General features: G+C 37.2%; 26 protein-coding genes and 2 pseudogenes. 24 read left to right on the top strand and 4 right to left on the bottom strand.

Annotated elements, in window-relative coordinates; all coding sequences use genetic code 11:
* Positions 1 to 14 precede the first annotated feature (14 nt).
* A complete protein-coding gene (locus tag MKP09_RS12505) occupies positions 15 to 1016 on the bottom strand; it encodes a glycogen synthase (protein ID WP_240830340.1) in 1002 nt (333 codons plus the stop codon).
* Between the two features lie 126 nt (positions 1017 to 1142).
* On the opposite strand from MKP09_RS12505, the gene MKP09_RS12500 reads away from it, so the two are divergent.
* The 3 genes and pseudogenes from MKP09_RS12500 (at position 1143) to MKP09_RS12490 (ending at position 4305) form a co-directional block, all read left to right on the top strand.
* Positions 1143 to 2594, top strand: coding sequence for an MFS transporter (locus tag MKP09_RS12500; protein WP_240830337.1), 1452 nt, complete (start codon positions 1143 to 1145; stop codon positions 2592 to 2594).
* Between the two features lie 161 nt (positions 2595 to 2755).
* Positions 2756 to 3723: pseudogene (locus MKP09_RS12495) on the top strand (ROK family protein).
* A gap of 87 nt (positions 3724 to 3810) precedes the next feature.
* The gene (locus tag MKP09_RS12490; protein ID WP_240830336.1) at positions 3811 to 4305 is read left to right on the top strand and encodes a VOC family protein; all 495 of its coding nucleotides are present in this window, start codon (positions 3811 to 3813) and stop codon (positions 4303 to 4305) included.
* A 53-nt stretch (positions 4306 to 4358) separates the two neighbouring features.
* Here the strand turns inward: MKP09_RS12490 and MKP09_RS28100 are convergent, their stop codons facing one another.
* The 3 genes and pseudogenes from MKP09_RS28100 to MKP09_RS12475 all read right to left on the bottom strand — a co-directional run bounded on the left by MKP09_RS28100 (position 4359) and on the right by MKP09_RS12475 (position 6698).
* Positions 4359 to 4814 carry a radical SAM protein gene (locus MKP09_RS28100; RefSeq protein ID WP_240830335.1) on the bottom strand — a complete coding sequence of 152 codons (456 nt, stop codon included), beginning with the start codon at positions 4812 to 4814 and terminating at the stop codon, positions 4359 to 4361.
* Positions 4814 to 5281: a lipoyl synthase gene (locus MKP09_RS28095; RefSeq protein ID WP_240830334.1), complete on the bottom strand. Its 468-nt coding sequence runs from the start codon at positions 5279 to 5281 to the stop codon at positions 4814 to 4816. Before MKP09_RS28095 ends, MKP09_RS28100 begins: the two co-directional genes overlap by 1 nt.
* A 434-nt stretch (positions 5282 to 5715) precedes the next feature.
* Positions 5716 to 6698 (bottom strand): annotated as a pseudogene (locus MKP09_RS12475) (tyrosine-type recombinase/integrase).
* Between the two features lie 392 nt (positions 6699 to 7090).
* Between MKP09_RS12475 and MKP09_RS12470 the strand changes: the two are divergent.
* The 21 genes from MKP09_RS12470 (at position 7091) to MKP09_RS12370 (ending at position 23015) form a co-directional block, all read left to right on the top strand.
* The gene (locus tag MKP09_RS12470) at positions 7091 to 7369 is read left to right on the top strand and encodes a hypothetical protein (RefSeq protein ID WP_240830333.1); all 279 of its coding nucleotides are present in this window, start codon (positions 7091 to 7093) and stop codon (positions 7367 to 7369) included.
* Positions 7370 to 8665: 1296 nt separating this feature from the next.
* Entirely contained in the window at positions 8666 to 8971 is a 306-nt protein-coding gene (locus MKP09_RS12465; protein ID WP_240830332.1) for a hypothetical protein, read from the top strand.
* A gap of 250 nt (positions 8972 to 9221) precedes the next feature.
* A complete protein-coding gene (locus MKP09_RS12460; RefSeq protein WP_240830331.1) occupies positions 9222 to 10037 on the top strand; it encodes an RNA ligase family protein in 816 nt (271 codons plus the stop codon).
* Positions 10010 to 10234, top strand: a complete 225-nt coding sequence (locus tag MKP09_RS12455; protein ID WP_317235340.1) for a hypothetical protein — start codon at positions 10010 to 10012, stop codon at positions 10232 to 10234. Before MKP09_RS12460 ends, MKP09_RS12455 begins: the two co-directional genes overlap by 28 nt.
* 80 nt (positions 10235 to 10314) lie before the next feature.
* Entirely contained in the window at positions 10315 to 11220 is a 906-nt protein-coding gene (locus tag MKP09_RS12450) for a DNA adenine methylase (RefSeq protein WP_240830330.1), read from the top strand.
* A complete protein-coding gene (locus MKP09_RS12445; RefSeq protein ID WP_240830329.1) occupies positions 11220 to 11948 on the top strand; it encodes an HNH endonuclease in 729 nt (242 codons plus the stop codon). Before MKP09_RS12450 ends, MKP09_RS12445 begins: the two co-directional genes overlap by 1 nt.
* A 446-nt stretch (positions 11949 to 12394) precedes the next feature.
* The gene (locus MKP09_RS12440; RefSeq protein WP_240830328.1) at positions 12395 to 12694 is read left to right on the top strand and encodes a hypothetical protein; all 300 of its coding nucleotides are present in this window, start codon (positions 12395 to 12397) and stop codon (positions 12692 to 12694) included.
* Positions 12695 to 12698: 4 nt separating this feature from the next.
* Complete coding sequence (locus MKP09_RS12435; RefSeq protein ID WP_240830327.1) at positions 12699 to 13496, top strand: hypothetical protein; 798 nt, start codon at positions 12699 to 12701, stop codon at positions 13494 to 13496.
* Between the two features lie 373 nt (positions 13497 to 13869).
* A complete protein-coding gene (locus MKP09_RS12430; RefSeq protein ID WP_240830326.1) occupies positions 13870 to 14058 on the top strand; it encodes a hypothetical protein in 189 nt (62 codons plus the stop codon).
* A 12-nt stretch (positions 14059 to 14070) separates the two neighbouring features.
* Positions 14071 to 14967: an AbaSI family restriction endonuclease gene (locus MKP09_RS12425; RefSeq protein WP_240830325.1), complete on the top strand. Its 897-nt coding sequence runs from the start codon at positions 14071 to 14073 to the stop codon at positions 14965 to 14967.
* Between the two features lie 159 nt (positions 14968 to 15126).
* A complete protein-coding gene (locus MKP09_RS12420) occupies positions 15127 to 15981 on the top strand; it encodes an aminoglycoside 6-adenylyltransferase (RefSeq protein WP_240830324.1) in 855 nt (284 codons plus the stop codon).
* Positions 15982 to 16146: 165 nt separating this feature from the next.
* Complete coding sequence (locus MKP09_RS12415; protein ID WP_240830323.1) at positions 16147 to 16797, top strand: hypothetical protein; 651 nt, start codon at positions 16147 to 16149, stop codon at positions 16795 to 16797.
* 157 nt (positions 16798 to 16954) lie between these two features.
* The gene (locus tag MKP09_RS12410) at positions 16955 to 17566 is read left to right on the top strand and encodes a DUF3800 domain-containing protein (RefSeq protein WP_240830322.1); all 612 of its coding nucleotides are present in this window, start codon (positions 16955 to 16957) and stop codon (positions 17564 to 17566) included.
* Positions 17563 to 17808, top strand: coding sequence for a hypothetical protein (locus MKP09_RS12405; RefSeq protein ID WP_240830321.1), 246 nt, complete (start codon positions 17563 to 17565; stop codon positions 17806 to 17808). The genes MKP09_RS12410 and MKP09_RS12405 overlap by 4 nt, the downstream gene beginning before the upstream one ends.
* Positions 17809 to 18620: 812 nt before the next feature.
* Positions 18621 to 19022: a hypothetical protein gene (locus MKP09_RS12400; RefSeq protein ID WP_240830320.1), complete on the top strand. Its 402-nt coding sequence runs from the start codon at positions 18621 to 18623 to the stop codon at positions 19020 to 19022.
* Positions 19006 to 19332, top strand: a complete 327-nt coding sequence (locus tag MKP09_RS12395; RefSeq protein WP_240830319.1) for a hypothetical protein — start codon at positions 19006 to 19008, stop codon at positions 19330 to 19332. The genes MKP09_RS12400 and MKP09_RS12395 overlap by 17 nt, the downstream gene beginning before the upstream one ends.
* A 322-nt stretch (positions 19333 to 19654) precedes the next feature.
* On the top strand, positions 19655 to 19963 hold the full coding sequence (locus MKP09_RS12390; RefSeq protein WP_240830318.1) for a helix-turn-helix domain-containing protein: 309 nt from the start codon (positions 19655 to 19657) through the stop codon (positions 19961 to 19963).
* A gap of 122 nt (positions 19964 to 20085) precedes the next feature.
* Positions 20086 to 21075 carry a DNA cytosine methyltransferase gene (locus MKP09_RS12385; RefSeq protein ID WP_240830317.1) on the top strand — a complete coding sequence of 330 codons (990 nt, stop codon included), beginning with the start codon at positions 20086 to 20088 and terminating at the stop codon, positions 21073 to 21075.
* A complete protein-coding gene (locus MKP09_RS12380) occupies positions 21075 to 21230 on the top strand; it encodes a hypothetical protein (RefSeq protein ID WP_240830316.1) in 156 nt (51 codons plus the stop codon). Before MKP09_RS12385 ends, MKP09_RS12380 begins: the two co-directional genes overlap by 1 nt.
* A complete protein-coding gene (locus tag MKP09_RS12375) occupies positions 21223 to 22005 on the top strand; it encodes an HNH endonuclease (protein WP_240830315.1) in 783 nt (260 codons plus the stop codon). The genes MKP09_RS12380 and MKP09_RS12375 overlap by 8 nt, the downstream gene beginning before the upstream one ends.
* Before the next feature lie 32 nt (positions 22006 to 22037).
* A complete protein-coding gene (locus MKP09_RS12370; protein ID WP_240830314.1) occupies positions 22038 to 23015 on the top strand; it encodes a hypothetical protein in 978 nt (325 codons plus the stop codon).
* The last annotated feature ends 236 nt before the right edge of the window (positions 23016 to 23251 follow it).

Below are 23251 nucleotides of genomic sequence, written 5' to 3'. Positions count from 1 at the left end.
AGCCAAAGCTGTTTCTACATAAGTGTTTCCGAACCCAATATTAGAAAAGATGCCTTGCCACCATATTGATATACCGACTGACTGATGGCTTCGGGCAGCAGGTCAGCTGCTTTTTCATCAACCAATCTCCCAATAAAACTAACTAATGGCTTTTGCGGATCAAGCCCGAACTGTTTAACGAGTTCTGCTTTATGCTTTGCCTTGCCCGCAGTAACGGTCTTGCTATCGTAATTTTCAACAAGGAAAGAATCGGTTGCGGGATCCCAAACTTCACTATCTATGCCATTAATAATGCCGCTACATTTACCGCGTTCATATTCGAACAACGCTTCCAGCCCGGCAGCCGAATGACGCAGCTCTTCCATATAATTAGGACTAACAGTTGTAACTTTCCAGGCACATTTTACAGCCGAGGCCATCGGGTTGATATCATTGTTCCAATCCAGATAACCCCAGTTCCATGTATCATACGCTGGTATCAGATAATATTTATCCCAACTGAACTGCCCCTGGTATTGCCCATTATGGATAGTAAAAACCGTAGGAATACTGGCCAGCTGATATCGAAATGAATAAACATGTTTGCAAAAGAAAGGAATGAAACCAGCTTGATGATCATGGCAATGGATGATATCAGGTTTATCTTGCCAGCGGCTTATCCAGTCGCATACTGCTAACTGAAAAGAAATGAACCTTTCCGTATCATCGTCATAACCATATATCTTCTCCCGATCTAACACACCGTTAATGTCAATGAGATAAAGATCAAAGCCCAGCTTATTTGTTTTTTCTTTAATAACACTGTACTTAAACCAATGATTGCCTAAAGCTTGTCCACCTTCGTGCACCAATTCCCACTCGTTGTCATACAAAAATTTGGTACGATACATTGGCATCACAACCTTCGCCACATGGCCCAATTCGTTTTGATATTTTGGCAGCGCTCCTACCACATCTCCAAGTCCTCCGGCTTTAGCCATAGGATAACATTCTGCCGATACATGAACAATTTCCATAAATAATAATTGCTTCGCTTAAAAGTAGTGATATTTTATATAAAACAAAAAACAATCGTTTCAATTTAAAATTTTTAATTACGGTTTATATTTTTACATTTACCGGCAATAGTTAAAACGATTGAAATGAGCACACAAACCACCAAGTGGTCTCAATTTGGAACACTAATTATAGTGTTCTTTTTTTGGGGCTTTGTTGCAGCAAGCAACGACATATTGATACCTGTTTTTAAAGAGCAGCTACACCTTGAGCAATGGCAATCGCAACTTGTTGCTTTTGCTTTTTATGTTGCTTACACAATAGGGTCGCTAATATTTCTCCTTATCAGTAAACTACTTGGCAAAGACCTCTTGGAAAAATTAGGTTATAAAAATGGTATTGCAACCGGCCTTATTATTTCTGCATTAGGAACTTTACTTTTTTATCCGGCTGCCGAACAAGCATCTTTTCCGCTATTCATTACTGGTCTTTTTATAGTAGGTCTGGGATTTTCGCTTCAACAAACAGCGGCTAACCCATTGGCCATCATCATGGGTGATCCTAAATTAGGATCTCAAAGACTAAGTATGGCTGGCGGTGTTAATAATTTTGGAACCACCATCGGACCGTTAATTGTGAGTTTCGCCATTTTCGGCTCGGTATCGAGCGGAAATGTTCACGCAGATATTCAAAGTATTAAAACACCGTATTTGATATTAGGCGTAGCCTTTATTGTGGTAGCGCTTATTTTTAAATTCTCTTCTGTTCCAAATAAAATTGATGTAGATACGATTGCTGACGAAGAAAGCGATAATGTAGCGAAAGTGGCGCACAAACCTACAGCCCTCGCCTATCCGCAATTAGTTATGGGAATGATAGCCATTTTTGTATATGTAGGCGTGGAAGTAAGTACAGCAGCAAATTTGCCAGAGTTCATGAAAGAACATTTAGGTACTTCTACCGACAAAGTTGCCCCTTTCGTTTCTTTGTTCTGGGCAAGCCTGATGATAGGCAGATGGACCGGATCGGTAGGTGCTTTTGATATTTCAAAAGGTGCAAAAAGCATTTTGCGATTTTTGATGCCGTATATCGCATTTGGCGTTTTCCTGCTTGTGAATAAAATCGCTAATCATGATATTACGCCTTTCCCAATTTATGGACTTATTATTATTGCATTGATCATTTGTGATGTATTAAGTAAAGGAAACCCCGCAAGGCAGCTGCTTATATTTAGCTGTATGGGCATCGTTGCATTACTCATCGGTATTTTTGCAGATGGAATGGTAAGCGTTTTTGCATTCATAAGTGTTGGTTTGTTTTGCTCTACTTTATGGCCTTGCATTTTCACCCTTGCTATCGCCGGTCTTGGAAAACATACAAATAAAGGATCAAGCTTATTGATATTAATGATCATGGGCGGAGGCTTTATCAGTTTATTACAAGGTTACCTTGCATCGCCTGATCTTTTGGGTATTCAATATTCATACTTTACAGGTGTTGCATGTTTTGCATATCTTGCATACTATGCCGTTAGGGCAAAAGCTGTTTTAAAACAACAGGGCATTGATTATGATGTAAAAGTTGGTGGCGGCCACTAAAAATGAGTTGCTAATCCCACATCTATCATCGATAAGTTTTTAAAATTTTTTAGATGAAGCTTTTTATATAGAAAGTTTCATTTGTTTTGTAACTTAAATGAAACTTTACCATATTGGTTTCTTTGCTATATATAAAGAACATTATAAATAATTAAACAAAAATGGGCGTATACGATTTATCAAGAGAAATGGTGATTGGTATTGATATTGGTGGAACTAACACTAAATATGGCTTAGTAAATCACAGAGGTTTGATTTTTGATAAAGGTGATATAAAAACAGATATCTATCCTACAATAGAAGAATATGTTGATGCAATACATACCGCGCTTCAACCATTGATCGAAAAATTTGAAAAAGAGTATAAAGTAAAGGGTATTGGCGTAGGCGCTCCTAATGGCAACTACTATACGGGAGCTATTGAATATGCTCCAAATCTTCCCTGGAAAGGAACGATCAACATTGCAGATCTGATCAGCAAAAAATTTGGTGTTCCATGTACGCTTACCAATGACGCCAATGCTGCAGCCATGGGTGAAATGATGTATGGTGCGGCCAGGGCATGAAAGATTTTATAATGATCACGCTGGGAACAGGAGTTGGTAGTGGTATTGTTTGCAACGGACAAGTGGTTTATGGCCACGACGGATTTGCCGGTGAGTTGGGCCATATTATTGTGCGACCCGGTGGACGTAAACATTATAGCACAGGCGCACATGGTTCTTTAGAAGCTTATTGCTCTGCCACTGGCATAACTGTTACTGCCAAAAAATTAAGGGCAGAGTATCCTTCTTCGATATTAAATGCAATACCGGAAGATGTGCTTGATTCAAAAGCTGTTTTTGATGCAGCGCAAAAAGGTGATGAAACTGCATTAGAAGTATTTAGATATACCGGCCAAATTTTAGGTGAAGCACTGGCTAACTTCATCATGTTCTCTTCCCCGGAAGCAATCATTCTTTTTGGCGGCGTAATAAAAGCAGGCGATTACCTGATGCATCCTACTAAAGAACACATGGAAAAAAACCTGTTGCCCATTTTTCAGAATAAGGTGAAGCTTGTTTTCAGTGAATTGAAAGAAGCCGATGCTGCTATTTTAGGCGCCAGCGCATTGGTTTGGGAGAAATAATGAAAAGACGGAAAGATCGGAAGTCAGTAAGTCAGTAAGTCAGATGAATGATAATGGTGATAGTCTATGAACAAAATACCATCAACCATGAACGATTATAAAATCCCGGCGCAAACACGTATTGGACATGTTCACCTAAAGGTTTCTGATCTGCAAAAATCGCTGGACTTTTATGTCGGATTATTAGGATTTGAAATCACAACCCTTTATGGAACGCAAGCGGCTTTTATCTCCGCCGGCGGTTATCATCATCATATCGGATTAAATACATGGCATAGCCTTGGCGGCAAACCTGCGCCGGAAACCGCGCCAGGCTTATATCACACGGCGATACTTTATCCAACCCGGAAAGATCTGGCAATTGCATTGCAACGATTGATCGATGCTCAATACCCATTAACCGGCGCAGCCGATCATGGCGTATCCGAAGCTGTTTATCTTGATGATCCCGATGGAAATGGTGTTGAACTGTATTGGGACAAACCTAAAGAAGAATGGCCTGCCAAACCAAACGGAACGCTGGATATGTACACGAAGAGATTAGATGTTGAAGGATTGTTGAAGGAGGTACAGAAAAGTTGACAAGTTTACAAGGAATATGGCCCTGTCAACTTATCAACTTGTAAACCTATTAACTAACTTTTCACCTCATAAACAGCCAACTTGCTCTGCTCCCACTCTTTTCTTCCCAAACCAGGAAACACATGCCTTTCGCTATGGTAAGAAGAACGCACCAGCGGGCCACTTTCTACATAATCAAGCCCCATTTCGTAACCTGCATCTTTATAATAAGCAAATTCATCAGGATGTACAAAACGTTGCACAGGCAAATGCTTTTGCGTAGGCTGCAGGTACTGACCAATAGTAACCACATCGCAACCATTATCTTTTAAATCGTGCATGGTTTGCACCACTTCTTCTTTGGTTTCTCCAAGACCCAGCATAATACCACTTTTCGTACGGATGCCACCTTCCTTCAAGGTACGGATCACTTCCATACTTCTCCAGTATTTCGCCTGAATGCGCACCTGACGCGTAAGGCGTTCCACTGTTTCAATATTATGTGAAATAACTTCTGGCGCTGCCGCCATTACAGTTTCAATATCTTCTTTTTTCCCTTAAAATCAGGAATCAACGTTTCTAATGTTGTACCCGGATTTAGTGCTTTCACCGCTTTAATGGTATTATGCCATATTTCAGCGCCCCCGTCTTTAAGTTCATCCCGGTCGACAGAAGTAATAACCGCATGTTTCACCTTCATTAAAAAAATAGCTTCGGCCACGCGCTGCGGTTCGTCATAATCTACTGCTAATGGCCGCCCTGTTGCCACCGCACAAAAGCCGCAACTGCGCGTACACACATTTCCCAGAATCATAAAAGTTGCCGTGCCGGCGCCCCAGCATTCGCCCATGTTAGGACAATTGCCGCTTTCGCAAATGGTATGTAATTTATGCGTATCAACCAATCCGCGTACATGCCTATACTCCTCACCTATCGGTAATTTTACACGTAGCCAATCGGGCTTCTTCACTCTTGTGGTAACAGGTAATTCCGTCATATGCTGCGAAAATAATGCTTTTATACCTCATCCCCTAACCCCATCTCCTACAGAGAAGGGTAATGAAACTTGTGTATTTAAATGTTTTCTTTACTATATATATCTCTATAATTTTGGGCTGTCGGCTGTAGAATAAAGACTCAACTTTGGTTCACGCTGCTTCAGGCTACGGCCCCGGCTTAACGCCGTGGCTAAACCTTGCGCATCGTGCAGCCCATGAACTAACAATAAGTGGCAGCAATTTGTTCGCGGCGAGGAAGAGTTGAAAAGTAGTGAATGGTCAATAGTCAATGGACTATGGTCGATGGTCACTACATCGTTTATGTAGGATGAGTTATAATCGGAACAATGAAGGGAGCGTCGCAAAATCGATGATTTATATTGATTGCTGGTTCACAAAATAATATGGGTGCGATAAGTTTGTAAGGCCCGGTTTATATTATATGCAACCTATCGAGCGGACTTTTTACATTATTAATTGTTGTGTTGGCAACATGAGTGTAGGTAAGCGTAGTTTTAATATCGTTGTGCCCCATCAACTTTTGAATAAGAGAAATATCGGTACCAAACTCCAGCAAATGAGTGGCATAACTATGGCGCAACCCGTGTATGCCAACGGTTTTAATAACGCCCGCCTTTTTCATTGCAGTTTTAAATATTAACTGTGCGCTTCTAACGGTGTATTGTCCGCCATATTGCCCTTCAAACAAAAATTGTTGCGGACGATACTGTTTATAATAACTGCGCAGATCCTCCAGCACTGTTTGCGGCAGGTTTACATATCGGTCTTTTTTCCTTTTCCGCGTTGGATCATTACTTTCATTGCATGACTGTCTATGTCTTCAATTTTCAGATTTATGATTTCGCTAACACGCAGGCCCATACCGTAACAAAGCTGTAAAATAAGCCGGTGTTTTATATTTTCAGTAACCTTAAAAAGATTTCCCACCTCTTTTAAATTTAATGCCTTGGGCAATAATAAAGGCTTTTTAGGACGTGGAATATCGAAAAACATTTTTTCCTGGTGCAGCACTTTTTCAAAGTAAAACTTAACGGCGTTAATGCGGCTGTGAATTTGATTTTCTGATAACCTTAAATGATTGGCGCAGTACAAAAAATAACTTTGCAAGCGCTGCGCTGATAGTTGTTGAACCGGAAAATCTTTTATTGCGTATAGTAACTGAGCGAATTGTACGGTGTAGGTTTTAATGGTATTGGGCGAAAAGCCTTTTAGCGTAAGTATGTTTTGAAATTTTTGAAACTCCTCTTTATTTTGCTCCGCAATTTTTGACAGCACCTCTTTACCAACTATCTCCGGCTCGATACAACAAAGCTTGCGGTGGTGCAAATTATCTGGCAAATACCAGGCTTTGTTTGATTGCGACCAGCGGGCGGCAGCGGCGGCGTTTTTAAGCATGGCGGCAACTGCTTTGTCATATCGAAAGTGCAGCCAGATGACTTTTTTATTATGATGCCAGCCGGTGGCCATTTGAAAAAGTTTGGGGTTGAATTCAACCTTCGCATTTTTAATATCCATAGGTTTCGCATTTTAGATATCTTCAAAGTTATTTAAAATAAACGTTTGATTTTCAGTAAAAAATATTTTTATTTTGTGGGATAGTTTCGGATATTTGAGAGTTGCCTGCAATAACTCATGACACTCCGTAAGACACTATCAATTGCCTTTATTCTACTTGGTTTTCTGATCGCCATCTGGGGACGGTTCACCTTACTCGCTGGAGTACCATTCTTTTTGATTGGTGTTATTTTAAACTTCACTACTAACAGACCCCTTTGGGCTAAAATTAGTTGGACAGTTCTTCCGATTTTGCTTTGGTTACCATCAATGCTTGGATTTTGGCAACTAAAAAATCAATCAGTTTCGCAAGGCGACACATATATATTTCAAGAAATTTTCATGGACAAGCAATAATAGCATTTGGCGTTACTACCGGCGTCTCGACCATAATAAATGATGGAAGAAGGATATTTATGTTTGACACCTCAGGGATCCTGTTAGCGCAAGCACAAGCACCAAGGGGAATTGTTGACCAGAAGTTTTTTATGAAGGTGAAAATGGGCTACTGACACCCATTGCCACCTATAGATATATGCAAGACGTAGAAGAAAATAAGGATAGTACTACATTAAAAGTCTTTGGGTGGCATGAGACAGGTTCAAAAGGTTCAAAAGACTGTAGCTATAAATTCTTAAATTTTAAACTTTGCTCACTTGCCGAGTTAGATACAATTGATAATGGTTTTAAGAGTTGGAAACTACACGATAAAATTAAACAGGTTGCATGTAGACAGTGACTGTTACTGCAGGCAACGGCGTATTTGCAATAAGGCGGGCTGACGAACAAAACTCATCTTCAGAACTTATATTTAACTTTGGTACAAAACTGAACAGACGAATATGGATTTCCGCCTCATCGCAAATACCTGTTCGTTAGCGGCAATGCCATCCGACTGTTTCGCTAACATCGACAGATAAATAAAACGGCTCCAATCACAAGACTTTTAAAGACTTGAACGACCGTCCACGGCGGACTTCGGACAGTTCAAAAATCAAACTTCATTACCAATTTTCATTTGGGTGACAAATACTTTATCGGTGGACAATCGTTCAACTCTTACGGGGTTTGACACGGAAAACAATTTTATCAATTGGCAGACAATAACGAACAATCGGACGACACCGCCGCAACGATTTTGCAAGACTCGACTTTAACGCAGAACTTTTTTCGTTGCACTTGGACACAGTTTTTAAAGCAGACAAAAACAGAAAACGCTCAAACGTTTTGTGCGTAAAGATTTCGGGCGACAAACACAAACGACAATTTTTTAGAAAAGGTTTTACCGAAGATTGACTACTTTTATTTTTAAGACAATTTGTTTTTGCTGGCTTCAAACCTGCTCGGATAAGGTTTCAGGCGGACAAAGACACAGAAACGACGACAAAAGGCACATGCCGCTAACGGGGTATTTGCAATAAGGCGGCTGAAGTACAAATGCTCAACTTCGGAACTTCTATGTAACTTTGGTACAAAACTGAACGACAGAACATGAATGACTGCCTCATCGCAAATACCCAAATCGTTATGTGCCATCCTGCCCAACAGTTTCACCAGCGTTGGGGCGACAGTAAAAATGTTCTTTATCATTTAGGTTTGACTTGACCCAAAGCCCACATTGGCATGACAATCTTTGTTCAGCTTTTGTACAAATTTTGTTCTTTTGTTTTTCAATTTGGCATTTGTTACGGATGGACTTTTGCTCAAGTCAAAAGCAAGCGGGCACAGTACCCGGTTTGACAATCATTTCAACCTTGACAAAAACTTTTGAGCAGCACGACACATAACATTTAAGCAAATAATCAGCAATGCCGATTTATCCACCAAGGTCAGAGCCAGTTAAAAAACAGGAAGAGCTAACAAAAAGAGAAATGGAGTTAGTATTTGCAATTAGAAAAAATGTTGCGACTGACAAACTAATAAAAGCGGTTGACAAATATCGACAAGCGCAACTATCAATGCTTAAAGCGAAAGTTCATACGTTTAAAGAAAATGAGTATCAGAAAAAGCCTAACAATGTAAAACTTGAAAAGCTGGAAGAATTGACAATTGAGTGGACGGACAAAACCAACGATGAAATTATTAATGAGGTAAAAAAATCTAACAATCTTTAATGCTGGCAGACAGAAGTACGGCACATAACATTGGGTTTTATGCAAGTTGGGCAAGACATTATAACATCAACTAATTGCAAATCCAGGCTTTGGTTCGGGCAGGACGAATAGCTTTCAACTTTAGTTCTTAAATTCAACTTTATATTTTCAATCAGCAGCGGTTGTGGGCGGACGAATAACAATTCCCAACCTGCATAAAGCCCTGCTCGTTGGCGGTAATTGTAACCAACAGCAAAACAACTGATCGACAATGGAATTTAAGAAATACAATTCAATAGAAAATTCATATCAAAACGACTTTATCAGTTCAATCGTTGAACAAGGTTTTGACGACTTAGAATTTGTTGTGCAAGAAAAAGTTCACGGTGCAAATTTGAGTTTCATAACAGACGGACAAAACATACTTTCGGCTAAACGAACTGAACTCATTTTGGACAGCGAAGAATTTTACAACTCAAAATATGTGTTGGCGAACTACAAAGACAAAATTCTAAATCTGTATAAAGCCATTTCAGCCGACATTGACACAAAAACGGTAACAATCTTTGGCGAAATTTTTGGCGGTGGTTATCCGCACCCAGACATTCCAAAAGACGACACAGCAAAACTTGTTCAGCGTGGAATTTACTATTGTCCGCAAAACGACTTTTATGCGTTTGACATTTTACTTGACAACGACAAGTATTTAGACGTTGAAACTGCAAACGCTTATTTTGAAAAGTTTGGGTTTGTTTACGCCAAAACTTTGCACAAAGGAAATTTGAAAGATTGTTTGGCTTACTCAAATACATTCAAAACAACAATTCCGACAGAATACAAACTTCCTGAATTGGACGGAAATATTTGTGAAGGCGTTGTTGTTCGCCCGACACAAGCAACGTTTTTTAGAAATGGCTCACGAGTTATCATAAAAAACAAAAATGAAAAGTGGTCAGAAAACAACAACTACATTGACAAAACGATTTTAAGCAAGTTGCTTCACGAAGGCGAAGAACTTAGCGAAGAAGCAAGTTTTTATGCGAAGAAGTTTACAAACTTATTACGCAAAACCGACTTGACAACTTAATCAGTAAAATTGGCGAAGTGAACCCGAAAAAGGACTTGGGAAAAGTTTTAGGTTTATACAACAAAGACACTTTAACCGATTTTTTAAAAAACTTCCAAGACAAGTATGATGCTTTGGAAAAACATGAAAGTAAAGCGGTAAATAAGTTTCTTAACAAACACGCAGGAGTACTAATCAATGATTATTTTGACAGATAGAAAAAGTACAACCACGTATGCGGCTCAACACTTGAATAAAAATGCTAAATTTGACAATTAATATTTGACAGAAAAAAGAGATGAAATTACCACATCCTATACCATATCAGGGAAGCAAGCGAAATCTTGCCGACCAAATTCTAAGGTTCTTTCCTGACAATTTTGACAGGTTAGTTGAGCCTTTTGCAGGTTCAGCAGCTATGACTATTGCTTCGGCTTTCTATTTCAAAGCAAATCGTTTTGTAATCAACGACATTAACGAACCGCTTATCAATCTTTGGGAAAACATCATTGAAAACCCAAAATTAATCATCAAACATTATCACGACATTTGGCACGGACAACACGGCAACGAAGAAGAATATTATTACCAAATCCGTGAACGATTTAACGACACAAGACAGCCCGAATATCTTTTATTTCTTTTAGCTAAATGTGTAAAAGCGGCTGTTCGCTATAACACACAAGGACAATTTAACCAAAGTCCAGACAAAAGGCGTTTAGGGAGAAATCCGCAAATGATGCGTGATGATATTCTTCGTGTATCGCAACTTTTGAAAGGAAAGACGGAATGCTATTCGCAAGACTATCAAAACATTCTTGACATTGCGACAGACAACGATTTGGTGTACATGGATCCACCCTATCAGGGAACGGGTGTAAACGGTGGTTTTAATTATTCAGGCAACATTGAATTTGACAACTTTGTTGTTTCACTTTTTGACCTGAATAACAGGAATGTGCCGTTTATTTTGAGCTATGACGGAAGAACAGGCAATAAAACTTACGGCAATCCTCTGCCCGACAACCTGAATTTGACAAAAATTGAAATCAATGCGGGACGTTCTTCGCAAGCAACTCTTTTAAACAGGAATGAAATTACTTATGAAGCTCTTTATTTATCGCCAACACTTATTGACAAAATAGACTTGCAAAAAATAACAGGCAAACAGACGACTTATCAAACAGAACTATTTGCAAGCTAATGGCGAAGAAAAAAGAAACTTATCCGAAAGAATTTTTAGAGCATGTTCAGTCAATAACCAATAAGAGAGCGAGAATTGTAATTGACCATATTCTTAAACACGGCTTCATCACAACGGAAGACCTTGAAAAAACTTATGGTTATAATCATCCGCCAAGAGCAGCAAGAGATGTGAGAGAAGCAGGTATTCCGCTTGAAACATACAAAATCAAATCGCAAGACGGTAAATCTATTGCAGCATATAAGTTTGGCGACTTGGCACAATTGCAAACAAACAGAGTTGCAGGTCGCATACTCTTTTCCAAAGACTTCAAAAAAGCACTATACGACAAATGCGGGGGACGTTGCCAAATCTGTAATGGACAATTTGAAGAACGTTATTTGCAGGTTGACCACAGAATACCTTACGAAGTTGGTGGCGACCTAACCGACAGGGAACTTGACCATTTCATGCTTTTGTGCGGTTCATGCAACAGAGCGAAATCATGGAGTTGCGAACATTGCGACAATTGGAAAGTTCAGAAGAAACCGCCTGTTTGCATGGAATGTTATTGGGGTAGTCCTGAAAACTACAATCATATTGCCATGAAAGAAGTTAGACGGCTTGACCTGCAATGGGACAGGGATGAAGTAAAATATTATGATGCGTTGAAAGTTATTGCAGACCAACATAAACTTGAACTGCCCGACTTCATAAAAAAGATACTTGCAGACAGGACGAAGAAATAACAACTACCGCCAACAAGGTATTGCCGCAATGGGGGTGAAGTGCTTCTATGAAGCTTTTGTGCTTAAACAAACGGCAGTGCATCTATTGAACATTTGTGGTAAAAATCCCCCACTGCGGCAATACCCGAACCGTTGGCTGCTATTTTAGGAAACCTTTCATGTTGCAAAGTGTCCTATTCCGATTGACTAAGCTGTTGACGTAAAAACAAAAGTTTAAAAAAATGTAAGTTTTCTTTATTTATTCAAGGCTGTTTTTCGTCCGGTGGACAAAAAACAGCAGCCAACAGGGTATTTGCTATAAGGCGGCTGGACACTAAAGGCTCAACATTGGGATTTCTATTTATCTTCGGTACAAAACTCAACAGACGAACATGGATTTCCGCCTCATCGCAAATACCTGATCGTTAGCGGTAATTTCGTGACCGACCGTAACCAAAAAATAACTGATGAAAAATACTCTATTCAATCATACCATAATAAGAATTCTTTTAGGACTTATTCCTATCGTTTTATTCGCATTAATTATCTTCAGCGATAAGCAAAGCGGAAATGACTTTTTAGGTATAAACTTCGTTAAAGTGATTTTAGGATTTGGAAGTCTGTTTTTGTGGGGTGCTTGGATTATTATCGAGACAATTGTTTTGTTCTTTAAAAAACAAAATTATTTTGCATACACAAACATTATTTTAATTATCATAATTGGGGCAATATACACATTAGAACTTTATTTGAACCATATCCTATAATAAAATGAAAAAACTATTAGTACTACTTACAATTTTGCCATTTATAATTTCTTGTAATGGGCAGGAAAAAATCGATAGAAAATATTTTGATATTGAAAATTTTTCGGAAAATCTTAATCCTGATAACTATTTGAAACAATTAAAGGTTGATAGTATAATACTATATGGCAAGCAAAAAGATGCTGAAAAAATAGTACATAAAGAATTATATGATATGGAAACTGATGAAGGTAAAAAATTTCAATGGAAACAATATAATCTTGAAGCTGAAGAAAAAAGAGAACAAAATGTCGGTTATTTGAATAAAATTAAGTTGCGAAGATTACAATTCATTATCTATGAAAACAAAATGGTCGGAGTTGCAGGCTCCTCAATGTTTAGTGATTCTACCGAAATAAAAGAAACCATAGATTATCTAACAAAGAAATATGGAAAACCAATCAACTTTATGGAAAATGTAGCTATTACTACTCTTATAAACACCACTTCTGAAAGTGGTATCAAACACGAAAGTAAAGATAGTGATAATAGTGAGCTTGATTATTATTGGCAAAATCAAGATAGAATAATTGGTATATCTTATGAGGGAGAGGAAGGAGCATTTCTAACAATGGATGATTGGAATAATGACAAAGCAACCTTTTTTCCGGTTTATGATGTTTATATGTTTAATAAGAAAGTAATTGCAGAGTTAAATAACGAAGGCATAGAATTTAAAGATTTTTTTAGTAGCGGATGGACAGCATTAGACGTTAATAATTTAGAGTATATGATTGAAGATGTATCAAAAAGAAAAAAATAACAATGCCAAAAACGAATATTAGCCAATTAGATGCAGAAATTAAAGATAAGAACGAAAAAATCACTGAACTAAAAACCGTAAAAGGAACTTTGGACGAATTAGAATTAACAGATAGATAAAAACTACCGCTAACAAGGGCTTTGCAATAGTGGGGCGAAACTGCAAAGTTCAACAGCAGTTCTTCGATTTAACTGTTGTACAAAATTGAAGATTTGTGCTTCGATTGCCCCACCATCGCAAAGCCCCGAACGTTACCTGCTATGTTAGGACGACCGCACAGAACGACACGGTTTGACCGATTGACATCAGACATTTGCAAAAAACGGGAAAGCTGAAAACCGAACAGAGTAAGCAAAGCAAAAAAATAAAATTTATGCCAGCTTATAAATTAACTGCACCAAGACAATTCGGAGATATGCCAAAGGGTTATACATTTCAAGTAGCTTCTTCACCGGCACCGAACGCACAGGACATTGAGAAGGAAATTGCAAGATTAGGCTTTAACAAGCAAGCCCAATCATATAAAAGTGCGGGAAACTTTAAGGTCGAGAAAATAAGCTAATAACAAACTAATATGAGCTATAAACTTGACTATATTTCAAGGTTGTTACAAAGGACAAGTAGTAAACGTATTGAGCATTATGTAATTTCTCGTATTTGGCATTTACTTGACAACTACGATTTAAAAATGACACCACAACAATACGTTTCGAGAGAACTTTCTCAATATGCACTTACTGATGTTTATTTTCCGCAAATCGGACTACACGTTGAAGTAAATGAGCCAGCTCATTACGAAAGCGAAGACAGGATAAATAGAGATTTAAAACGCCAAAAACAGATTGAAGTTAACACAGGACATCAAGTTTTCGTAATTGACTGTCGGGAGGACATTCTTGGCATTCATTCACAAATTGATAAGCTTTTAAGTAAAATAAATTCGGAAGTAAAAGAACAAATAGAAAACGGAATTTTCAAACCTTGGAGACCAGAAAACGAACACAATCCAAACTATTGGAAAAACAATGGTTACATTAACATCTCAGATGAAGTTTCGTTTTTTACAATTGAAGATATTTGTTTGCTTTTTGACGCAGACTATCAAAAAACAAAAAGAGGTTTTTTAAGAAAAGGTGCAATAGCTAATCCTAAAAACATAAACCAATTAATTTGGTGGCCATCTGAACATCCAAGAAGTGGTTGGCTCAATAATTTTGACGAGGCTGTTGGAACTATTACGGAAACCCATTCTGACGAAAAGAGAAAATCGGACCATTATTATCATCACGCTCAAGGGACACATATCAGAATTTGCTTTTTCCATTACACAGACATTTTGGGACTTACAAACTATAAATATGTTGGCGTGTTTACAAACGACAAAGAAAAATCTAATCCAGAAATTGGAACTGTTTGGAAGCGTATTGGTGACAAATTGAATTTAAAAACAACGGAAATTAGTGAAATATAAACAACACAGCAGGTAACAAGGTATTGCCAAAAGCGGGGCAGAACGGCTTCGATTGGGCATTTGTGCAAGGTTCAACTTTCGTTCTTCGATTGAACTTTTGTGCTAAAAATCCCCGCCTTCGGCAATACCCAAAACGTTAGCTGTAATTTCTGACCGACAATGATTAATCAAAACGACATCCAAAATAAAATTTTAAACCTTGCAAAAGCTGACGACCGCATTAGAGCTGTAATTCTAAACGGTTCAAGAGCAAACCCTAATGTCAATCCCGACAAGTATCAAGACTTTGATATTGTTTTTATCGTAAAAGATTTCGACTCTTTTTTAACTGATAGAAGTTGGATTAATGTTTTAGGAAAACCCATTTTACAACAACTTCCTGATGAAATGGATTTAGGAAAAAATGCGAACGAAGAAACCCTTTCTTTCGGATTTTTAATGATTTTTGAAGATGAGAACAGAATTGACCTTACTTTATTTCTATACGAAAAATTTGAAACTCATTTTGAAATCGACAGTCTAGCAATAGTTTGGCTAGACAAAGACAATCTGTTTAAAAACATTTCTAAACCATCTGATAAAGATTATCATATTACAGAACCTAATCAACAAGAGTTTTCTGAAGTATGTAATGAATTTTGGTGGACTATTACGAATGTTGCAAAAGGTTTAAAAAGAGAAGAAATAATCTATGCGAAAGATATGATGGAAAATGTTGTAAGACCAATGTTTTGGCGACTTATCGAATGGAATATTGGTAGCGAAAATGATTTTGGAATTTCTGTCGGAAAATCGGGAAAGTTCGCTAAGAATTTTATAACAGAATCACTTTACAAAAATATTCTCAGAACATATTCCGATTCAAACATTGAAAACAATTGGAATTCCTTGCTGCTTATGGTGGAAATATTTAATAAAAAACAAAAGAAATTGGCAAATAAACTAAACTTTCAAATAGACACAATTGAAGCTGAAAATTCAACAAAATACATTCAAAAAATACGACTTGAATAAAGAAACTACAGCTAACAAGGTATTGCCAAAAGCGGGGCTGAACGGCTTCGATTGGGCATTTGTGCAAGGTTCAACTTCCGTTCTTTGATTGAACTTTTGTGCTAAAAATCCCCGCCTTCGGCAATACCCGACCCGTTGTACGCAAATTTTTCAGACCACCAAACTATGACAGCAAAGGATTTATTATACAAAATTTTAGACTATAATTATTTGTGGTCTTCGCCGGACAGAAAAAATTCCAAACCTGCGAAAATTAGACTTTCTCAAATTGAAATACTTTTAGAATCCTTTGGACTAACAAAAAAACATGTCAATCCGATTGTTCAAATAAAGTATTCATTTACGGGCAACAATGAAAAATTGAACAGAGCTCAACAATTAAATAAGCTAACGAACCTTGAATACGTTTTAGGCGGAGAGTTTCTTCACGACAGAGAAAAAGATGCAAACAAAGAATTATCAGATAAAGTGCTTTTGAAAATATCAGCTTTGTACCCTGACCTTGTTGAACATATCAATCAAAGACCAGTTGACATAGGTTGGCTCTTCAATAACTTATTAAATTTTCGACAGGAAATTTATAAAGTTACTTTTCCTAATGGCGGAATGTTGGAGGGTTTTTCGAGTGGATTGCACTATAGTTTTTATTTGCAGAGACAACTAAAAGAAATAATAAAAGCCAATATTATAGAAATTGACGAAACTCTTTGGCAAATACTTGACCCACTTAAAAGGGACATAAGCAAAGAACAAATTAAGTATATCGACGCAGACTTAGACGACATTGACCTTGAATGGCGAATGGAGAACTACTAAATCTGCGTACAACATTGCATTAGCATTATGGCGGCTGACGAATATAGGCTCAACTTTGTACTACTATTTAGCTTTAGCGCTATATTCGGCTGAAGGAATTCTATTCCCGCCACAACGCCAATGCTTCAACGTTATGGGCAATTAAACAGAACCGACAATGCACTTTTATTACATAGACGAAACAGGCTGTAACGGACGAGACCTGGGACAAGCAGAACAACCAATTTTTGTATCTGGAGGAATAATTCTACGTGATGAAGGCTGGAATAAAACACACGTTGACTATCAAAATATCATTGCCAATTATTTCGGTGGACAAATTCCTGAAAACTTCGAGTTTCACACTCAAGACTTATTTTCACCCAATGGGACTGGACATTTTCTTAATCATCCGAGAGAAAGACGAAACCAATTAATTAATGACTTACTTGATTTAATTGCAACCAGAAAACATCATTACTACTATTTTGCCATTGACAAACGAAGCCTTGATAATTACGACACAACGCAAGTAAGAGATAGAGCCTATTTCGACTTAAAGACACCGTATTTAGTGGCTTATGACTATTTGATAACATCTTACGAAAAGTATACAAAAGAAAAATTAGGGCGAAGCGCAAGAGCGTTAGTAATTATTGATGAGAAAGATGCATTCATAGACGAAATAGAAGCTGTTACGCATTATAGAAGGTTTTCGGGACCACAAAACAAAAGAGTAAAATGGATTGTGGAGTTTAGTTACCCTGTGGACTCTGAAAAAACACAATGATACAATTGTCTGACCTTTTGCTTTTCCTGACAAGAAAATATTTGGAAATAGAAAACGGATACAGAAATGAATATTCAGCACAACTCAAAGGCATTTTTCGTGACTTTTATAAAAAGGTTGACGACCGACTAATTTTTAAAAAGACACAAACAGAGACAGGGCGAAACTCTGACTATTATAACGCTTTTATTGAAACTATTTGCTCTAAACCTACAAATCGATGGAGAACAAAAGTATATTAACTGCCCATAACAAGGTATTGCCAAAAGCGGGGCTGAACGGCTTCGATTTGACATTTGTGCAAGGTTCAACATTCGTTCTTCGATTGAACTTTAGTGCTAAAAACCCCGCCTTCGGCAATACCCGACCCGTTGCAGGCAATGCCGTCCGACTGTTTCGCTAACATCGGCAGACAAATAAAATGACTTCAATCACAAGACTTTTAAAGACTTGAACGACCGTCCACGGCAGACTTCGGACAATCCAAAAATCAAACTTTATTACCGGTTTTCATTCGGGTGACAAATACTTTATCGGTGGACAACCGTTCAAATCTTACGGCTTTGACACGGAAAACAATTTTATCAATCAGCAGACACCAACGAATAATCGAACGACACCGCCGCAACGATTTGCAAAACTCAACTTTAGCGCAAGTTTTTTTTCATTGTAAATTTTGACACATTGTTTAAAGCAGACAAAAACAAAAAACGTTCAAACGCTTTGCTCGTAAAGGTTTCGGCGGACAAATTCGTTCGACATTTTTTATTAGATAAAATTTAGCTGGACATAAATGTTGAACAATTTTTTTAAGACAACCTACTTCTGTCGGTTTAAAACTCGCTTCGGACAAGGGTTTCGGCGGACACAGACGCAGCAACGACGAACAAAGGCACATGCCTGCAACGGTGTATTTGCAATAAGGCGGCTGGACAACAAATGCTCATCTTCGGATTTCTATTTATCTTCGGTACAAAACTGAACTGATGAACATGGATTTCCGCCTCATCGCAAATACCTGTTCGTTGCCTGCAATGTTAATTGACAGTCCCCAATGAAAAAGAAAATTCTATTGACAATTTTGACCTTAATTTCATTTTATTATTGTTTGCGATTGGGGTATATATGGACAGCCTATGCACACGGTGGACAAACCTTAGGAATTCCCTTCGCATTCATAATGCTATTCACGACAATTATTTATTTCGCTAATAAAACAAAAGTTGGCAAGGATAAAACCTTCGCTTTTGGCATTGTGTACTTTTTGACACTTGCAGCATTTAGTATTACAATAGAGGTGATTAGAGCTAAGATGAAAAATTATTTTGAGTTCTTGTATTATGAACCTGGTGGTTACGTTAATAAAATTTTCTTTGGTTGGTTGACAATTGGAGCAATGATGATGTTATTTATATTTTATCGTTTTTACAAGTTACGCAATGATAAAACAATATAAATGGACATTTAGACTTTGCCTGCTGACACCTTTGTTGCTAATCGCGGCTGTGTTTGCAATGGGTGCAGGACACGGCACTTATATTCCAGCAGTGGGACTTTTTCCATTTGGTATGCTTGGAATAATATGGCAAGACAAAATAAGTCTGCCATTTATCATAATATCAATTTTGCAATATCCAGTTTATGGTTACATAATTGATAAAGTAATTTTAACTAAACAAACAAAATTTGCCATTCTTGGACTTTTGCTAATTCACATAATACTTGCAATTTTAATTGTAAAATTGAGTGGCGAGAATTGGCATTAACGAAAAACACAGCAGGCAACAGGGTATTTGCAATAAGGCGGCTGGACAATAAATGCTCATCTTCTGATTTCTATTTATCTTTAGTGCAAAACTGAACTGATGAACATGGATTGCCGCCTCATCGCAAATACCTGATCGTTATGCGACACCCCAGAAAGCCACCGCACATTCAAGCACATTTGGTTTTCCCAGTCACACAAAGCCGACATACAAAAACCAAAAGAGCTTGAATTTTGTAACGCTCGACAAAACGACTATAAAATTTGCATAATCAAAAATGACAACTTATTTTTGACAAATGGTGTCAAGTAAAATTATTCATATGGAAACAGTCGGACAAATCATAAGAGCAAAACGAGAAAGTTTAGGTTTGTTACTTCGACAAGTAGCATCGTATCTCGACATTGACCAAGCAATTTTGAGTAAAATCGAACGAAACGAACGAAAACCGAACAAAGACAACATCATCAAACTTGCTGAAATATTGAAGCTTGACGAAGAAGATTTGTTAGTGCAGTTTATGAGCGAAAAAATTGCTTATGAAATTGCAGATGAAGCCTATGCAAACAAAGTTTTGAAAGTTGCCGAGCAAAAAGTAAAATACCTAAAGTCTAACCTTGTAAAAAATTAAACTATGCGAACAGGAACAATGGAAGCAGAAATCAGCGTAGTCGAAGAACCACAGTTGGACATTTTATATTATCCAAAAACAAGAAATCAAATCATCACAGCAAAAAGAAAGAAACACTTAATGTGCTTTCTCTTTTTTCTGGTTGCGGTGGTATGGACTTAGGTTTTGAGGGCGGTTTTTCAGTTTTACCGCAATCAATCAACGAAATTTTGACCCCTCATTTTATTGACAAAAAACTAAAAAACGGTTTTGTTCAACTCAAAAAAACAAAGTTCAAAACTGTTTTCGCAAACGATATTTTAACTGATGCAAGAAATGCTTGGGTCAACTATTTTTTAAAACGTGGACACAATGCAGAGGATTTTTACAAGGAAAGCATTGTTGATTTGGTAAAAATGTACCGTAACGGATTTAGTGTTTTTCCTGAAGATGTAGATGTAGTTACAGGTGGTTTTCCCTGTCAGGACTTTAGCGTGGCAGGGAAACGCAATGGATTTAACTCGCACAAAAACCACAAAGGCGAATTGATTGACGAAAAAATGGCTTCTGTTGAAACTCGCGGACAGCTTTATATGTGGATGAAAGAAGTCATTGAAATTACACAGCCGAAAATATTCATCGCAGAAAACGTAAAAGGCTTAGTCAATCTTGGCGATGTAAAATCAATCATCCAAAATGATTTTTCATCTGCCAATGGTAACGGATATATCGTACTCGACCCGCAAGTTTTACATTCAGCAGATTTTGGCGTTCCACAATCAAGAGAAAGAGTAATCTTTATCGGCATCAAAAAATCAGCTTTGAAAAAATCAGCTTTGGCTGAATTAGAAAAAGAAACGATTTCAGAACGTTATAATCCTTATCCAAATCCAACACATTCTTACACTAACAAAGGCGAAGAATTAAAACATTTTGTTCAACTCAAAGATGTTTTTAAACATTTAGACGAGCCAGAAAAAACCGAAAATTTATCTCAAAGATTTTACTCAAAAGCAAAATTTATGGGCGTGCCCCTTCGGGTCGGGCTATCCGTTCCAAGTCCTCGCTCGTTCCTCGCTGTGGGCTTTCCACTTCTATCCCTCACCCAATTAAAACCAAAACAATTAAACTAATGAACTCTGAAAAAATTGAAACCGCTTTGTTATCAGCCCTTTCATTGTTAAATAATGAACTTGACAATATTGAATTTGATGACCTTAAAAACGAATACTTATTGGTAATTGAACAATTGGAAACAGCTTTAAAAGAATTTGCAAAAGATGAGTAAGTGGTCAAGAGACGAATTTATGCTCGTAATGAATTTGTACTCAAAACTTCGTTATGGTCAATTTAATTATAGAAATATTGAAGTAATAAAACTTGCTGAATTAATTGGCAAAACACCAGGTGCTGTTGCATTTAAATTAGTTCATTTATCTCGTCAAGATCCAAAGCATAAAGACAGAGTAAAAGGATTGGCAAATCCTGGAAAAAATGCTATTGAAATGTACAATGAATTTTCAAGTAATTGGAATGAAATGTTATATCAAAGCGAAGTTCTATTAGCAAAATATCAAAACAAAAAAGTTGAAGAAATTGCTTTAGACCAAAACGAAATTCAAGAAATTGAAAAAGATATTTTAAGCGGAAAAGAGGGTAAATATATAGAAAGAGTTGTAAAAACACGAGTAAATCAATCCCTGTTTAGAAAAGTGGTTATCAATAATTATTCTAATTCTTGTGCAATTTGTAGCTTAGATATTCAAAATTTATTAGTTGCAAGCCATATTTTAAAGTGGTCAGAAAATGAAGAACATCGTTTAAATCCAACAAATGGACTTTGCTTATGTAACATTCACGACCGAGCATTTGAATTAGGGTATATTGGAATAAATTCCGAGTATTCAATATTGATTTCTGATGGACTTAAACTAGCAAAAGACAAACAAACCTTTTCGTCTCTATTTGGAAGACACGAAAATAAATCACTCATTTTACCGGATAAATTTTACCCCAATATTGATTTTTTGCAAAGTCATTTAAAACATAATTTCAAAGGTTAAATCCAGACCCAAATAGAAGTGAATTTAATGCTTTGCTCGGCTCAACAATTGACGAGTTGAATGTTCACGCACAAAAATCTTCTAAGAAAGTAGCAACACTTTTGGGCAGAAATCTTGAGCCGTATGTAAGAGATGTAATGACAGATTTGGCAGTTGGAACCGATTTTGAAAATTCTATCGAACTTATCGGAGGACAAAAATTCCCCGATATTGTCGCTAAGAAATATTACGGCATTGAAGTAAAAACAACAACTCAAAACCATTGGAAAACCACAGGAAATAGTGTTTTAGAAAGTACAAGAGTTGATGATGTGGAGCGAATTTTTATGCTTTTTGCAAAATTGGCAAGTCCAATTGAGTTTCGTTGTCGCCCTTATGAAGAAGTTTTGTCGGAAGTTGTGGTAACTCATTCTCCACGTTATCTAATTGATATGAATTTGGAACAAGGCAAAACCATTTTCGATAAAATCAAAATGCCTTATGATACTTTACGCAAAAAGGAAAATCCGATTAGACCGATTGTTGATTATTACAAAAGCAAACTGAAACAAGGTGAAGAGCTTTGGTGGATGGATGCCGAAAACAACAGTAAAGCAAGCAATATAGTTATCAGAATTTGGAACAATCTTGCTTTAAAAGAGAAGCAGGAATTGAAAAACCGTGCAATGGTATATTTTCCTGAACTGTTTGGAAATAGTAGCGACAAATTCGGAAGATTGGCGATTTGGTTGGTAACTCGTGAAGCAGTTGTTTGTCCAAACGTTCGAGATTTATTTACCGCAGGTGGAAAAAGTGATTACGTGATTGGAAAAAAGGCATATCAAAAGGTGCCGAGAATATTCTTAAACTTATTTGATAATGTTCCAAATATTGTTGAAACGATTATGCAAACATCAGCCTTTGAACTTTCGGAATATTGGGAAACTAAAACAACCGAAAAAACGAAACTTTTTGATTGGATAGATTTAGTAGCCGAACACGCAAAAAAATTCAAGACGCAAAACATTTAAACATAAAACATATATTGACAGACTTAGCACTAAAATAGCCAACGCATTTGGTAGCACATTTGCATTTTAACCAACCGCACAAATCCAAACAAAAATGCAAAAGAGCTACCAAGGCAACACAAAAAGACAGACAAAAAGAAGAAACATATCAAGCCCGAAAAAGGGGCGGTCGCATAACAAGGTATTGCCAAAATGGCGGGGTAACGGCTTCTATTGAACATTTGTACAAAACTGAA

Source organism: Paraniabella ginsengisoli (assembly GCF_022513635.1).
In the GTDB taxonomy this organism is placed as follows: Bacteria; Bacteroidota; Bacteroidia; order Chitinophagales; family Chitinophagaceae; genus Niabella; species Niabella ginsengisoli.
Note: the sequence above shows the minus strand (reverse complement) of the source record. Positions and strands in the feature narration are given on the sequence as shown.

Bases quoted from the DNA above. Each gene is read 5' to 3' on its own strand.
- MKP09_RS12425 (WP_240830325.1), top strand. From the start codon at position 14,071: ATGAGCTATAAACTTGACTATATTTCAAGGTTGTTACAAAGGACAAGT.
- MKP09_RS12390 (WP_240830318.1), top strand. From the start codon at position 19,655: ATGGAAACAGTCGGACAAATCATAAGAGCAAAACGAGAAAGTTTAGGT.
- MKP09_RS12410 (WP_240830322.1), top strand. From the start codon at position 16,955: ATGCACTTTTATTACATAGACGAAACAGGCTGTAACGGACGAGACCTG.
- MKP09_RS12465 (WP_240830332.1), top strand. From the start codon at position 8,666: ATGCCGATTTATCCACCAAGGTCAGAGCCAGTTAAAAAACAGGAAGAG.
- MKP09_RS12435 (WP_240830327.1), top strand. From the start codon at position 12,699: ATGAAAAAACTATTAGTACTACTTACAATTTTGCCATTTATAATTTCT.
- MKP09_RS12375 (WP_240830315.1), top strand. From the start codon at position 21,223: ATGAGTAAGTGGTCAAGAGACGAATTTATGCTCGTAATGAATTTGTAC.
- MKP09_RS28100 (WP_240830335.1), bottom strand. From the start codon at position 4,814: ATGGCGGCAGCGCCAGAAGTTATTTCACATAATATTGAAACAGTGGAA.
- MKP09_RS12505 (WP_240830340.1), bottom strand. From the start codon at position 1,016: ATGGAAATTGTTCATGTATCGGCAGAATGTTATCCTATGGCTAAAGCC.
- MKP09_RS28095 (WP_240830334.1), bottom strand. From the start codon at position 5,281: ATGACGGAATTACCTGTTACCACAAGAGTGAAGAAGCCCGATTGGCTA.
- MKP09_RS12400 (WP_240830320.1), top strand. From the start codon at position 18,621: ATGAAAAAGAAAATTCTATTGACAATTTTGACCTTAATTTCATTTTAT.
- MKP09_RS12500 (WP_240830337.1), top strand. From the start codon at position 1,143: ATGAGCACACAAACCACCAAGTGGTCTCAATTTGGAACACTAATTATA.
- MKP09_RS12380 (WP_240830316.1), top strand. From the start codon at position 21,075: ATGAACTCTGAAAAAATTGAAACCGCTTTGTTATCAGCCCTTTCATTG.
- MKP09_RS12440 (WP_240830328.1), top strand. From the start codon at position 12,395: ATGAAAAATACTCTATTCAATCATACCATAATAAGAATTCTTTTAGGA.
- MKP09_RS12450 (WP_240830330.1), top strand. From the start codon at position 10,315: ATGAAATTACCACATCCTATACCATATCAGGGAAGCAAGCGAAATCTT.
- MKP09_RS12415 (WP_240830323.1), top strand. From the start codon at position 16,147: ATGACAGCAAAGGATTTATTATACAAAATTTTAGACTATAATTATTTG.
- MKP09_RS12445 (WP_240830329.1), top strand. From the start codon at position 11,220: ATGGCGAAGAAAAAAGAAACTTATCCGAAAGAATTTTTAGAGCATGTT.
- MKP09_RS12490 (WP_240830336.1), top strand. From the start codon at position 3,811: ATGAACGATTATAAAATCCCGGCGCAAACACGTATTGGACATGTTCAC.
- MKP09_RS12395 (WP_240830319.1), top strand. From the start codon at position 19,006: ATGATAAAACAATATAAATGGACATTTAGACTTTGCCTGCTGACACCT.
- MKP09_RS12460 (WP_240830331.1), top strand. From the start codon at position 9,222: ATGGAATTTAAGAAATACAATTCAATAGAAAATTCATATCAAAACGAC.
- MKP09_RS12405 (WP_240830321.1), top strand. From the start codon at position 17,563: ATGATACAATTGTCTGACCTTTTGCTTTTCCTGACAAGAAAATATTTG.
- MKP09_RS12430 (WP_240830326.1), top strand. From the start codon at position 13,870: ATGCCAGCTTATAAATTAACTGCACCAAGACAATTCGGAGATATGCCA.
- MKP09_RS12420 (WP_240830324.1), top strand. From the start codon at position 15,127: ATGATTAATCAAAACGACATCCAAAATAAAATTTTAAACCTTGCAAAA.